This is a genomic window from Fusobacterium sp. SYSU M8D902, from assembly GCF_040199715.1.
Classification (GTDB): Bacteria; Fusobacteriota; Fusobacteriia; order Fusobacteriales; family Fusobacteriaceae; genus Fusobacterium_A.
Genome location: NZ_JBEFNA010000010.1, coordinates 19,941 through 32,946, shown reverse-complemented (window position 1 = coordinate 32,946; position 13,006 = coordinate 19,941). Strand labels below are relative to the sequence as shown.

Here is a 13,006-nt window from a genome sequence, read left to right as displayed (position 1 = left end):
AAATCTATTTAAAAGAAAATTATCTCTGCCTCTGCCTCATACCAAGGTCCCTCTTCATCTTCTCCCTCAGTTACAAAAAATTCTACCTGAACATCTTCAAGAGTTATTCCCACAGAGTTTAGCTCCTCATCTTGAAAAAACTCTATTTTCTTGAACTTTGTATTCTCAATTCTTTCAGCTATATCCTCTCTTGTTTCACACAGTTCTATTAAATCCTCTTCCAATGTGTAACCTCTCTTTTCAAACTCTTTTGCTATTGTTCCCAATTTTTTTGTTAATTTTTCACTTAACATATTTCCTCCTACTTAAACTTAAAAATCGTCTTCACTCTTTTTATTTTTTTCACTATTGAAAGAATTAATTTAATTTTCTTCATTTCAAAAGGTATTCTGTCTAATGCCCTTTCCATCTGCCTCTCTATCTCAGCCTCTGACATATTTCTCTTCAAATCTCTTCTCCTTATATTCTTTATATTAGATATTATATAATATATTTTTATTCTTGAAAACACTATTTTATAAATTCTCTTTTAAACAACTCTAGAATATGGTATAATCATCTAGGGAGTAATTCACAGTTTATTTACTTATAGTAAGGGAGTTGAAATGTTTTTTATTGGAGTTTTAGGAATAGGTAATAAAAATAAAAATTTGGGTACTGTTTCATTTAAATGTACTGGATGTATTAGTGAGACATTTTCTCTAATGGAGTTATCTCGAACTTTTGATATTTTTTTTATTCCAATTTTTAAATATTCAAAAGAGTATATAATTATTTGTAATAGTTGTAAGAGTGTTTACAAATTAAAAAAGAGTTCTATTTTAAAAGTTTTAGAATCTAAAAATGTAGAGTATGAAGATATTGAAAATATTATATTAGAAACGAATACCTGTCCTCATTGTGGTACAAGTATAGCGAGAGATTTTTCTTATTGTCCTAAATGTGGGAAAGCTTTAAAGTAAATTATTTTTTGGAGGTAGGTACCGTTGATATTAACAGCATTAAAAGGAGTCGTTACTGGATTAATACTATCATTACCCTTTGGACCTATAGGAATATACTGTATGGAAAAAACATTAATAGAAAATCAACGAAAAGGGTATATATCAGCTTTAGGTATGGTTACAGTTGATGTAATTTATGGATTAACGGCTTTGCTTTTTATTACTCGTGTAGAAGACATTATAGTAAAATTTGAATCTTTTTTACAAATTATTGTAGCTTTTTTTCTAATGTTTGTGGGTTGGAAAAAATTAGAGAAAAAAGTAAAAATAAAAAAAATAGAGTGTACTCCAGCTGGAATGATCAAAGATTATTTTACAACTTTTTTCTTAGCACTAGCTAATATTTCTAGTATTTTTACAATACTAGTTATTTTTACAACTTTAAAAGTATATGGTGAAGATGTTGACTTAGTAGCCCCATTCATTGCCTTTGGTATATTTGCTGGAGGAGCTGTTGAGTGGTTTATCACTACCTACATCATCTCTAAATGTACTAGAGTTTTAAACGAAGATAAATTGATTAAGATTTCAAAAATTTCAGGAGGGTTAATCTTTGTTGGAGGAGTAATAACTCTAGCATTAACTCTTATTAAGTTTTTTTAGAAAAAGGAAGGTTTGTTATAAATGGAAAATTTAAATAAAGACTTTGAAAAATACTTAGTCTACAATGAAAACAATAAAAATATAAAGATTGCTGTAGCTATGAGTGGAGGAGTAGATAGCTCTACAGTAGCTTATATTTTAAAAAAACAGGGATATGATCTGATTGGTATAACTATGAGAACTTGTACCCCTGAAGATGAAGATGCAAAAAGAGTATGTGAAGATTTAGGAATACCTCACTATGTTTTAGATGCTACAAAAGAGTTTCATAACACTGTAATGAACTATTTTGTAGATGAGTACATGAATGGTAGAACTCCTAATCCTTGTATGGTATGTAATAAGCATATTAAGTTTGGTATGTTGATTGACTTTGCTCGTTCAAAGGGGGCAAACTTTATGGCTACTGGTCACTATACACAGCTGAAAGATGGAATTTTAGCTATGGGAGATGACCCTAATAAGGATCAGGTTTACTTCCTATCTCAAATAAAAAAAGAGAATTTAAAATATCTAATGTTCCCAATTGGTGATTTGGAAAAACCTAAGGTTAGAGAATTGGCTGAAATTCTAGGTGTTAGAGTTTATGCTAAAAAAGATTCTCAAGAGATCTGTTTTGTAGAAGATGGGAAATTAAAAGAGTTTCTTTTGGAAAAAACTAAAGGAAAAGCCGGAAAAAAAGGGAATATTGTCACTGTTGATGGTAAAGTTTTAGGTCAACACAACGGATTATCTTTCTATACAATTGGACAAAGAAAAGGCTTGGGAATATCTCAAGAAAAACCTCTCTATGTTATCAAACTAGATGGAAAGACTAATAGTGTTATTGTTGGTGATAATGAGATGTTATTCAAAGATGAGTTAGAAGCTAAGGATATAAACTTAATCTCTGTAAACTCATATGAAGATCTTGACGGAATAGTTTGTTGGGCAAAAACTCGTTCAAGAGATAAATTACATAAGTGTATTTTAGAAACACTAAAAAATGGAAATTTAAAAGTTAAATTCTTAGAAGATAAAGTTAGAGCTGTAACTCCAGGGCAAGGAGTAGTTTTCTATGATAAAAATAAAAAGGTTTTAGGAAGTGGATTTATAATTTAATTAAAATAGAGGGGGAAACTTATGACAATAAAAAAAGTTAGGTACTATTATTTTAGCCCTACAAACACAACTAAAAAAGTGGTAGAAAAGATAGCCGAAGGACTTGGAGTAGAGATGATAGAGGAAAATATTACCTTTATTGACAACAACAAACCAAGTTACGATAATGATGAGGATACTTTAGTAATTGTTGGTGTCCCTGTCTATGCTGGTAGAGTTCCTCAAGTGATACTCCCTACTTTAAACAACATTAAAGGAACTAGCCTAGCTATCCCAATTGTGGTATATGGTAACAGAGCCTATGAAGATGCACTAGTTGAGTTAGAAGATATTCTAAAAGATAATGGTTTCTCTATCTTGGCTGGTGGTGCTTTTATAGGTGAACATTCATATAGTAAGAAAGTTGGAACAAATAGACCCGATACAGAAGATTTAGAGATAGCCCTAGAATTTGGAAAGAAGATAAGAGAAAAATTAGAGAGAAACGATCTTTCTCAACCTACTCTCCCTGGAAATCGTCCATACAAACAGGGAATGCCTAAACTTCTATTTACACCTATGGCTAATAACAACTGTGTCTATTGTAGAAAGTGTTGGATAGTGTGTCCTGTAAAGGCAATTGATCCTAGAAAACCTGATATTGTTGAAGTTGAAAAATGTATACATTGCTATGCTTGTATCAAAATTTGTACTTTCAATGGTAGAGAGGTTTTTAATAATCCTATTCAACCTATTATTGATATGCTTGAAACTAAGTATATTGAGAGAAGAGAAGCAGAGATATATCTGTAATTGCTAATGTTATAAATAAAAGAGATTATATTAAAATAAGGGAATGGTAAAAGATGAGAAAAATAGAGAATTTTGAATTAGAAAAAAGATATGAAGATGAAGATGAGATTGATTTAGTTGATCTTCTAAAAACGATTATAAGAGAAAAAAATACAGTTATTTCTATGGTTATTTTATCTATAGTTTTAGCATTTGGATTTATTTTCTATAAAAATAATAGCTCTCATAACTATGGAGTTAATATTTCAGTTTCTACAAATATAAGTAATATATTGTCTCTATATGACTTCAAAGATAATACAATCAATACTGAAAATGAAAAAAATAATAAATTAGATAATAATACAATTAATAATGATATTACTACAATTTTAGAAAAATCATTTTTACCTTTAATTGATCTTCAAGAAGATGGAGTTACTGCTTTAAACTCTGAAAATATTCAAGAGATAAAAGATATTTTAAAAGAGAAGTATGATTTTATAAAGATTATAGATGTTAAAAAACAGGAGTATAAGCTTTTTACTAAAGTAAAAGCTAAAGATATCAATACTTTAACAGATAAGATTACAGAGATAACACAAAAAGATATGAACTACTTAAATGATGAATTTGATAAAAATTTATCAGAACTTATCATCACTTATGATAGAGATCTTGATAAGACACTTGACCAAATTAAAATTTCAAATGAAAAAGTTATGAATGTAATCAAAGAGAATTTTAAAGAATCTTCAAAAGAAAATTTAAATACAAATCTCTCTATAATAGATCCAATACTATACACTCAATATCAGCAAGAGATTAAAACTTTAAATAATCTTTATTCAAAAGTTGCTATACTAAATAGTATAAAAGAAAACTCTAAAAATATCCTATCTTTTTCTGGAGAAAATAAAATAGTTTCCATTACTTTAGATGAACTAAATTCTGAAAAAGGAGTTAGTAATAAGCTAATTCTTCTTATTGGAGCTGTTTTAGGAGTATTTTTAGGAATCTTTGTAGCTGTTGTAAAAACTCCTATTATAAATATTTTCAAAGAGATCAAAGAGGAAAATAAATAATTATTAAAAATTTAAAAGAGCAAGTTAGCAAAAGCATATAATGAGCCTAGCTATACTTGCTCTTTTTTCTTAATCCTTTATCAATTCAAATAGTTTTTGTGCTGCCTTAAGTGGTCCATCTTTCTCCATACCTTTTATTCCTAACTGAGTTTTTATCTCTCCCACTTTAACACCCTTATTAAACATCTCTCTAAAGAATCTTTCAATTAAGATATTAGTTTCTTCCTGTTTCTGTACAGGTCCAAATGGATTAGCAAAGTATGAATCCACTATTCCAACCTCACTTGTAGTTCCCTTAGCCATTCTCCTTCCAGCCTTAAATACTTCAATAGCTTCACTAGGAGTAGAGAAAAATTCCAACTCATTATCCTCTACCTTATCATAGTTATTAGCATAGAAAAAGAAATCTATTGGATAACCTTTCATAATATCACTATAAGAAGCTATTGGAATTATAATTCTTGAGTTTTTCTTATCTGGGTTCATAAATATACTTCTATCTATCTCTTTATAAGCATAGCCAGTATCTAAGTCATCTAATCTTACAAATGCCCCTATCTCTGTACCTATTCCCAAAGGAGCTCCATTTTTAGGATTCAATATCAATGTTCCCATATCATCAAATATTACTTTCATATCCTTTACATACTTCTCACTCAGATTTCTAAATGCTTCCAAACTCTCTGATTTTCCAGCTCCACTATCCCCCATTATCACTATGTTATAGTTCTTTCCATTTTTCATTATAACATGTACCATAGCTCCATGTATTGGCAGTCCACCTTTTTTTATCATTCTTATATTATGAAGAGTTAGTATCATCTTTTTCATATATCCAAAATAATCTATATCCTCACCATAATTAGCATAACCAACCAACATATCATTCTCTTTATCGTCATAGAAAACTGTCTTCATCTCTCTATCATAATCTTTTACTCCGTACATATATACAATATCTGGCTTTCTATTCTTGTACTCCTCTTCTCTAGCCAATTCAAATAGATTACATAGTGCCACTCCTTGTGACATAAAAGATCTATTAAAATATACAAAAGCTAAAGATTCTCCAACTTTTGCTGGATAACAAAACCAGTTCTCTTCATTTATGCATACCTCTTTCAAAGGATTCTCAAACACTTCTTGGAATATCCCTGTTCTTGTATTTCTCTTAGGATATGTTATAAATGGTGGCTGAAGTATCACAGTTTCAATAAATGGTATTCTCTCTAAAACTGAATATTCTGCTGGACAGTTTCTATTCATATCATTCAATATAATTCCAGCATTTATCCCAGCACTCAACTGTCTATATACTCTATGTTTATACCCCATTATAGTCTCTTCTATTTGACGATAAGTACTCAATATCAGATTTTTAAAATTATTTATAGCTTCAATAAAGTTTACATTTTGAAGTCCTTCCCCCTTTTTACTATTTCTCACAATTGCATATCTCTCATACCTTCTCCAGAATGTGTAAAGATTCTCTATAAACTCTATCAATGTATTCCTATCTTCCAATAATTTACAGTATTTCTCATCTAATTTAGCCAGCTCATCAGCTTCTAAAACTATTAACAGTTTAAATAATTTTGTAATCTCCTGAACTAAATTACTATTTTTTCCACAACAATCCTTTATATAGATATATACAGGTGTCTCTTTTTTTTCAATTTTTTCAATAAAAGCTGTAAGAACTCTTTTAAATCCATCACTATCTAATAGTGACTCCGAATTATTACAATATTTTACTGTAAAGTTAACTGTTATACTATTTCTATTGATCGTTGCTTCTTGTCTCATTTTTATCCCTCCTCAGCTATTTTTATGAATATACTTTAGCACAGAACTAATCTATTTGTCAATAATTTTATAATTATTTTTTCATTTTTATATTTTTATAAAAATTATTTTTTATACAAAGCTAAAAAAAGAGATTTTAACCCTTGAGTCACAGTTAAAACCTCTCTATTCTTATCTATTCTCTCTTATCTCCTTTATATTCCCATTTTCCATTACAACTATTCTATCAGAGATTTTATTTACAAAATCAATCTCGTGACTCACTATTACCATAGTCATATCAGTTGTATCCTTTAAATTTTGAATTACATTTAAAACCTCATTTACCATATCTGGATCTAAAGCTGAAGTAGGCTCATCAAAAAGTAAAACCTCTGGATTTTTTGCCATTGCTCTAGCTATTGCTACCCTCTGTTTCTGTCCTCCAGATAGTGCCTTCGGATAGAAATCTGCTCTCTCTTTCAATCCAACTTTTTCCAACAACTCAAGCCCCACTCTCTTAGCCTCCTCTTTTGATATCTTATCAACTATAACTAAAGACTCCATTATATTTTGTAGAGCTGTCTTATGTGGAAAAAGATTAAAGTTTTGGAATACCATTCCCATCTTCTTTCTATCTGGTGTCTCTATGCTCCCACCATCTATCTTTTCAAGTCCAATCATACATCTCAAAAGAGTTGATTTTCCACCACCAGATGCTCCTATTATTGAGATTACCTCTCCTTTTTCTATATCCAAGTTTACACCTTTTAATATTTTTACATCATTATCATAGTTTTTATATAGATCTCTTATCTTTATAATCATTATATCATCACCTTTTTTTCCATTCTTTTAAAGAAAATTACTACAACTGTTGATAGAACTAAATATACCCCAGCACAGATTATAAATGGAGTTATTGAAAAATCCCTAGTCACTATCTCTCTTGAGTTTCTTAATATCTCTGCCATTCCTATTGCTGATACTAAAGATGTATCTTTTATAAGAGCAATAGCCTCATTTCCTAGTGGTGGCAAAGCTGTAATTAAAGCTTGAGGAATTATTATTCTTCTCATAGTCTGCCAATAATTCATACCTAAAACCTTTGCAGCTTCATATTGTCCCTTATCTATTCCCAATATACTTCCTCTGAATATCTCACAAAAATATGCTGTATAGTTAATTATAAATGTAAGAGATGCTGCTGTAAAAGGAGATAGTGTAATTCCTATTACAGGTAATCCATAATATACAAAGAATAGTTGTAGCAATAGAGGTGTTCCTCTAAATATCCAAGTATATATCTGTATTCCATTGTTTACTATGCTATTTTTTGATATTCTTCCCAATGATAATATCACACCTAAAGGTAGTGAAAAAACCATTGTTACTATGTATAATTTTACTGTCAATCCCAATCCCTGTAATATATATAATATGTTCTCTTCCATTCCTATCTCCTTTTAATCTCTATTATTTTCCTAGCCATTTCTCTTTGATCTTATCAAATGTTCCATCTGCTCTCATCTCATCAAGTTTTTGGTTAATCTCGTCAGTCAAAGCCTTATCCTGTTTTCTTAGTGCCACTCCATATCCCTCTTCTGCTAGATTTTCAACTGAATAGTTCAATGTTGATTTTTTCTGATTATAGTACTTTCCAGAAACTTCATCCATAACTACAGCATCCAATCTTCCCGCTTCCAAATCCATAAGAGCTTCTACATTAGTTGCATATTTTTTTAACTCTTTAATCTGACTCTTAATGTCACTATCCTCAACAGCTTGAGCTCCAGAACTTCCCAACTGTACTCCTACAACTTTTCCAGCTAAATCTGCTGTTGTCATTGTTCCACTATCTTTTCTTGAGAATATTATCTGGTTATTACTTAAATATGCTTTAGTAAATAGCACCTGTTTCTCTCTTACTGGAGTGATTGTCATTCCATTCCATACCATATCTATATTTTTACTTCTCAAATCAAATATGATAGCATCCCACTCACAAGGTCTGAATTTTGCCTCTACTCCCATTCTATTAGCTACCTCTTTAGCTAAATCTATATCAAATCCAACTATCTCTCCATTCTCATCTCTATAACCCATAGGTGCAAATGTGGCATCTAATCCAACTGTAAAATATCCCTTTTTCTTCACATCTTCCAAAGATCTATCAGCTCCAAAAGAAGTTACAACCAAACTTAGCATCATCACCATAGTTATTATAATTTTTTTCATCTCTATACCTCCTAAAATAATTAATAAAAAAAGCCATCTGTTTTTATCCAGATGGCTAACTAAATTATGAAATCTTTTGTTTTACCATCATAGACACATTCTCAATTGCACGTCAATTAGAGTCTGTATCTATGAATCAATCTTCACAAAACAAACTCTCTACCTATGATGGTGATGATGAACTGTTTTTAAATTTAGTAAAACAAAACTCTTTTTCATAATAATCTCCTTTTTAATTTTTTATATGTTGTTATGATACACCCATATTAAATATTTGTCAATCTTTTTTTATCTAAACTTGATCTCTCCATTCTCTAGTGACTCTACTACAGCTAGAGATTCAACTCTCAATCCTTGATCTTGTAATAGCTTTTCTCCACCTTGGAATCCTTTAGTAACAGCTATTCCTACACCCATTACCTTAGCTCCAGCTTGGTCTACTAACTCTTTTAACCCTAGTACAGCATTTCCCATAGCTAAAAAATCATCTATTATCAAAACTCTGTCCTCTGGATTTAAAAAATCTTTTCCTACACAGATAGTATACTCTTTATTTTTAGTAAAAGAGTAAACCTTTGATGTATAAAAATCTGACATTGTAGAAGGTACTCTCTTCTTAGCAAATACCAAAGGAACATTAAGAACATATGCAGCTGCTAATCCAACAGCTATTCCTGAAGCTTCTATTGTAAGAATCTTATTTATCTCTACCCCTTCAAATCTCTTTTTAAACTCTTCTCCCATTTTCATCATCAAAACGGGATCGATTTGGTGATTTAAAAAATTATCTACTTTCAAGATTTTTGAATCAATTGTTTTTCCCGTATTTAAAATATAATCTTTTAATAATTTCATCTGAAATAAGCCTCCAATATTTACTTCTAAATTAATGATATTTGTATATTATATCACAATCTACAATTATTTTGAATACATTTCCCAGAATAATTTTTCACTAGTTATAGGTAGACTTCTAACTCTTGATTTTGTTGCCTTATATATTGCATCAGCTATTGCTGGAGCTGGTGTATTTATAACTACCTCACCTATTGATTTAGCTCCAAATGGTCCTGTTGGTTCATTTGAGTAACTGAACAACACCTCTACTTTTGGTCCTAAATCCTTTCTTGAAGGTATCTTATACTGCATCAATGTATCTTGTAAAAGTTTTCCATTTTTATCAATAGTTATCTCCTCAGTAAGTGCTAATCCTATCCCCTGAGCTATTCCCCCCTCTACCTGTACTCTTGCTAGAGCTGGGTTAATTGGTGTTCCACAATCAGCAACTGAAAGGAAATCAACTACATTAGTTTCTCCTGTTAATGTATCCACTTCAACTTCTGCAAAACTAGCTATAAATGGTGGTGGTGAATTTTCTCCTCCCCAAGTTCCTGTTGTAGTTATCTGATTTTTCCCTTCAAATCCTACACTTCTTATAGCTATCTCTTTTAAAGTCAATCTTGTTCCATCTTTAGCTTCAACATACTCTCCAGTATATTGCAATTCATCTATATCTTTATTCATAAGTTTAGAAGCTGAAGCTAAAATCTCTTTTTTCATCTTTTCACAAGCTATTATAACAGCATTTCCTGTTACATATGTCCCACTTGAAGCATATGCTCCCGGGTCATAAGGTGATACATCTGTATCTGCTGCATTCAATACTATCTTATCCATTGGAACTTCCAATATTTCAGCTGCCATCTGAGTTAGAACAGTATCACAACCTTGTCCCATATCTGTTACACCTATCATAAGTGTAAAATCTCCACTATCGTGGAATTTTACAGTTGCTGATCCTGTATCTAAACCTGCTATTCCTGACCCTTGCATAGTTACAGCCATTCCTGAAGCTCTGACTTTTCCATTTCCCATATCTACTACTTTTCTATTTTTCCAATCAAAAGCCTCTTTTCCAATTTGGATACATTTTTTTATATCTCCACTTACAGTTTCAGATTGATCAACTAAGTTTTTCATTCTAATCTCTGTTGGATCCATTCCCAATTTGTGTGCTAACTCATTGACAGCTGACTCCACAGCAAATGTCCCCTGAGTAGCTCCATATCCTCTGAATGCTCCCCCAACCATAGTATTCGAATAAACTATATCAGCCTTACATCTCATTGGGACTTTCTCATATAATGGGAATGTTTTATACACTACTAGAGATGTAACTGTTGGAGCATGTTCTCCATAAGCTCCTGTATTTGATAATACTTTTATATCTATAGCCTTTATATTTCCCTCTCTATCTGAACCAATTTTTACTGTTAATCTCATTCCATGTCTAGTATTTGAATAAGCTTGTGTCTCTTTTCTTGTATATATAATCTTAGATGGTTTTCCAGTTTTTAATGTTACAAAAGCTGTATATATCTCACATACAGAAGTTTGTTTCCCACCAAAACCTCCACCTAATTTTGGTTTGATAACTCTTATCTTACTACTTGGATAATCTAAGGCTCTAGCTAGATGTCTTCTAACATGAAAAGGTATCTGTGTAGAAGAGATTACTGTCAACCTTCCATATACATCAAAATATGAAGCTGATCTATATGTTTCCATCATTGCATGAATTTGAGGTTGTGTGTAGTAAGTGTTTTCAATTATTACTTCACTTTCTGAAAATCCTTTCTCTACATCTCCCTTCTCCTGCAAATAAGAGGAAGCTAAGTTTCTTTTATTATCATAACCTATAGTGTCATAGTTTATATGTGCTCTATCTTTATGTACTAAAATATGTGAGTCCAAAGCTTTTTCATAGTCTACTACTGCCTCTAAAACTTCGTACTCCACCTTTATAAGCTTCATAGCCTTTTCAGCTGATTCTTCATCAACTGCTGCTACTATAGCTACAGGATCTCCCACGTATCTCACATATTCATCTAAAATTTTTCTATCATATGGAGATGGCTCTGGATAAGATTGTCCTGCCAATGTAAACATAGTTTGTGGTACATCTTTGTATGTATAAATTCCCTCTACTCCTGGAACTTTCAAAGCTATTGTTATATCTATGCTCTTTATCTTAGCATAGGCGTGAGGAGATCTTAAAAGCTTTACTATCAGATATTCTTGGTTTGCAACTAGATCTTCAGTATAGAATGGCTTTCCTGTAATAAGACCTATTCCATCTATTTTTTTCATCTCTTTATTTACAAATCTCATTATCTTTTCTCTGCCTCCATAAAGTTTTTAATAGCTCTAAGTTGAGATATATATCCACTACATCTACATAGGTTTCCATTTAAATAGTGTAAAATCTCCTCATCTGTCGGATTCTCATTCTCTTTCATAAGAGCCAATACTGTCAATGTAAATCCTGGAGCACAATATCCACACTGTTCTGCTCCCTCTGCTGCCATAAATTCTGCAAATCTTTTTGCTTCCTCCTGACAACCCTCAATAGTTGTTATTTTTTTCCCTTGAGCTCTCACTGCTAGAGTACTACAAGAGAGTACAGGTTTCTCCTCTACAAGAACTGTACATAGACCACAAGAGCCTGTATCACAACCTCTCTTTACACTTAAATAACCCAACTTTCTCAATACATCAAGTAAATATTCGTCAGGAGATATTGAGATCTCTCTCTTTCTTCCATTCACATTAAGAGTTAATATCATTATAATACCTCCTGAATTGCTCTTTTTACAAGATTTTTAGAAACAGCTCTTCTATATTCAGCTGTTCCTCTCATATTACTTCCAAAACTAATCTCTTCACTCATAGCTTCACAAGCTCTATCTATTATCTCTTCTGTTCTCTCATTATTATTTAAAATCTCCATAGCTCTATAAGATAATACAGCTTTTCCAGGTCTTACTCCAATAGCTACTCTTATCTTATCATCAATCTTAGTTACACAAGTATTTGTTATAGCATAATCTGTCTTACTCTTTCTAATACTTTGGAAAGATCCTCTTCCCTCTTTTTTTATCTTGATCTCCACCAAAATATCTCTTCTTAGGCTCTCCTCTTTCAAATACTCCTCCAAAGAGATCTCTCCACCTTTGTATAAAACAACAGTGGAATCCATTGCTAATAGAGTTGGAATTAAATCTGAAAATCCATATTTAGAAAATACAGTAGCTCCTACTCTGACATTACTTCTAAACTGTACTCCCAATATTCCTCTCACACATCTATCCAACACTCCATCAAATAGTTGTTGAGTAATTTCATTTATCTCTAAATCTCTAAAACTTGCCATTGCTCCTATATGAATACAAGTTTCTCCCTCTTTTATATAGTCCAATTCAAGATTAGATAGATCAATAGCTGTATTATAGGCTACATTCCCCATTCTTAAATAAGAGGTTCCCCCCAATATAATATTTTTTTTATTTTTTAATAGTTCATCATAAGCTTCTTCCAAAGAAGTTACAGCTATATAATTTTTAAAGCTAAACAAAACTA

General features: G+C 31.2%; 15 protein-coding genes. 5 read left to right on the top strand and 10 right to left on the bottom strand.

Annotation, left to right across the window (positions count from 1 at the left end; translation table 11 throughout):
- Positions 1-8 precede the first annotated feature (8 nt).
- Both ABNK64_RS05580 and ABNK64_RS05575 read right to left on the bottom strand, forming a co-directional pair.
- Positions 9-293 carry a hypothetical protein gene (locus tag ABNK64_RS05580; RefSeq protein WP_291256105.1) on the bottom strand — a complete coding sequence of 95 codons (285 nt, stop codon included), beginning with the start codon at positions 291-293 and terminating at the stop codon, positions 9-11.
- Between the two features lie 8 nt (positions 294-301).
- Positions 302-448 (bottom strand): hypothetical protein, encoded by a 147-nt coding sequence (locus ABNK64_RS05575; RefSeq protein ID WP_349763759.1) that lies wholly within the window; start codon positions 446-448, stop codon positions 302-304.
- Positions 449-605: 157 nt separating this feature from the next.
- Here ABNK64_RS05575 and ABNK64_RS05570 point away from each other — a divergent pair, with 157 nt between their 5' ends.
- From ABNK64_RS05570 to ABNK64_RS05550, 5 genes are read left to right on the top strand one after another with little or no spacing between them, the layout of a single operon-like run.
- A complete protein-coding gene (locus ABNK64_RS05570) occupies positions 606-962 on the top strand; it encodes a zinc-ribbon domain-containing protein (RefSeq protein ID WP_291256111.1) in 357 nt (118 codons plus the stop codon).
- A gap of 24 nt (positions 963-986) precedes the next feature.
- The gene (locus tag ABNK64_RS05565) at positions 987-1,607 is read left to right on the top strand and encodes a LysE family transporter (RefSeq protein ID WP_291256112.1); all 621 of its coding nucleotides are present in this window, start codon (positions 987-989) and stop codon (positions 1,605-1,607) included.
- Between the two features lie 21 nt (positions 1,608-1,628).
- Positions 1,629-2,708, top strand: a complete 1,080-nt coding sequence (gene mnmA, locus ABNK64_RS05560; protein ID WP_349763758.1) for a tRNA 2-thiouridine(34) synthase MnmA — start codon at positions 1,629-1,631, stop codon at positions 2,706-2,708.
- A gap of 21 nt (positions 2,709-2,729) precedes the next feature.
- Positions 2,730-3,500, top strand: coding sequence for a flavodoxin family protein (locus ABNK64_RS05555; protein WP_349763757.1), 771 nt, complete (start codon positions 2,730-2,732; stop codon positions 3,498-3,500).
- Between the two features lie 53 nt (positions 3,501-3,553).
- A complete protein-coding gene (locus ABNK64_RS05550) occupies positions 3,554-4,564 on the top strand; it encodes a hypothetical protein (protein ID WP_349763756.1) in 1,011 nt (336 codons plus the stop codon).
- A gap of 69 nt (positions 4,565-4,633) precedes the next feature.
- Here ABNK64_RS05550 and ABNK64_RS05545 read toward each other — a convergent pair whose 3' ends face one another.
- From ABNK64_RS05545 to ABNK64_RS05510, 8 genes are all read right to left on the bottom strand, one after another.
- On the bottom strand, positions 4,634-6,370 hold the full coding sequence (locus ABNK64_RS05545; RefSeq protein WP_349763755.1) for a phosphoenolpyruvate carboxykinase: 1,737 nt from the start codon (positions 6,368-6,370) through the stop codon (positions 4,634-4,636).
- Between the two features lie 171 nt (positions 6,371-6,541).
- Complete coding sequence (locus ABNK64_RS05540; RefSeq protein WP_349763754.1) at positions 6,542-7,177, bottom strand: amino acid ABC transporter ATP-binding protein; 636 nt, start codon at positions 7,175-7,177, stop codon at positions 6,542-6,544.
- Positions 7,177-7,803 (bottom strand): amino acid ABC transporter permease, encoded by a 627-nt coding sequence (locus ABNK64_RS05535; protein ID WP_349763753.1) that lies wholly within the window; start codon positions 7,801-7,803, stop codon positions 7,177-7,179. Before ABNK64_RS05535 ends, ABNK64_RS05540 begins: the two co-directional genes overlap by 1 nt.
- Before the next feature lie 22 nt (positions 7,804-7,825).
- Positions 7,826-8,587, bottom strand: coding sequence for an amino acid ABC transporter substrate-binding protein (locus tag ABNK64_RS05530; protein WP_349763752.1), 762 nt, complete (start codon positions 8,585-8,587; stop codon positions 7,826-7,828).
- A gap of 288 nt (positions 8,588-8,875) precedes the next feature.
- On the bottom strand, positions 8,876-9,442 hold the full coding sequence (locus ABNK64_RS05525) for a xanthine phosphoribosyltransferase (RefSeq protein ID WP_291255355.1): 567 nt from the start codon (positions 9,440-9,442) through the stop codon (positions 8,876-8,878).
- Between the two features lie 66 nt (positions 9,443-9,508).
- Complete coding sequence (locus tag ABNK64_RS05520) at positions 9,509-11,758, bottom strand: xanthine dehydrogenase family protein molybdopterin-binding subunit (protein WP_349763751.1); 2,250 nt, start codon at positions 11,756-11,758, stop codon at positions 9,509-9,511.
- Complete coding sequence (locus tag ABNK64_RS05515; protein WP_291255357.1) at positions 11,758-12,213, bottom strand: (2Fe-2S)-binding protein; 456 nt, start codon at positions 12,211-12,213, stop codon at positions 11,758-11,760. Before ABNK64_RS05515 ends, ABNK64_RS05520 begins: the two co-directional genes overlap by 1 nt.
- The gene (locus tag ABNK64_RS05510; RefSeq protein WP_349763750.1) at positions 12,213-13,001 is read right to left on the bottom strand and encodes an FAD binding domain-containing protein; all 789 of its coding nucleotides are present in this window, start codon (positions 12,999-13,001) and stop codon (positions 12,213-12,215) included. The genes ABNK64_RS05515 and ABNK64_RS05510 overlap by 1 nt, the downstream gene beginning before the upstream one ends.
- Between the last annotated feature and the right edge of the window lie 5 nt (positions 13,002-13,006).

Excerpts from the sequence above, each read along its gene's own strand:
- mnmA (WP_349763758.1), top strand. The coding sequence starts at position 1,629 with ATGGAAAATTTAAATAAAGACTTTGAAAAATACTTAGTCTACAATGAA.
- ABNK64_RS05570 (WP_291256111.1), top strand. The coding sequence starts at position 606 with ATGTTTTTTATTGGAGTTTTAGGAATAGGTAATAAAAATAAAAATTTG.
- ABNK64_RS05580 (WP_291256105.1), bottom strand. The coding sequence starts at position 293 with ATGTTAAGTGAAAAATTAACAAAAAAATTGGGAACAATAGCAAAAGAG.
- ABNK64_RS05540 (WP_349763754.1), bottom strand. The coding sequence starts at position 7,177 with ATGATTATAAAGATAAGAGATCTATATAAAAACTATGATAATGATGTA.
- ABNK64_RS05535 (WP_349763753.1), bottom strand. The coding sequence starts at position 7,803 with ATGGAAGAGAACATATTATATATATTACAGGGATTGGGATTGACAGTA.
- ABNK64_RS05545 (WP_349763755.1), bottom strand. The coding sequence starts at position 6,370 with ATGAGACAAGAAGCAACGATCAATAGAAATAGTATAACAGTTAACTTT.
- ABNK64_RS05515 (WP_291255357.1), bottom strand. The coding sequence starts at position 12,213 with ATGATATTAACTCTTAATGTGAATGGAAGAAAGAGAGAGATCTCAATA.
- ABNK64_RS05520 (WP_349763751.1), bottom strand. The coding sequence starts at position 11,758 with ATGAGATTTGTAAATAAAGAGATGAAAAAAATAGATGGAATAGGTCTT.
- ABNK64_RS05525 (WP_291255355.1), bottom strand. The coding sequence starts at position 9,442 with ATGAAATTATTAAAAGATTATATTTTAAATACGGGAAAAACAATTGAT.
- ABNK64_RS05550 (WP_349763756.1), top strand. The coding sequence starts at position 3,554 with ATGAGAAAAATAGAGAATTTTGAATTAGAAAAAAGATATGAAGATGAA.
- ABNK64_RS05555 (WP_349763757.1), top strand. The coding sequence starts at position 2,730 with ATGACAATAAAAAAAGTTAGGTACTATTATTTTAGCCCTACAAACACA.
- ABNK64_RS05530 (WP_349763752.1), bottom strand. The coding sequence starts at position 8,587 with ATGAAAAAAATTATAATAACTATGGTGATGATGCTAAGTTTGGTTGTA.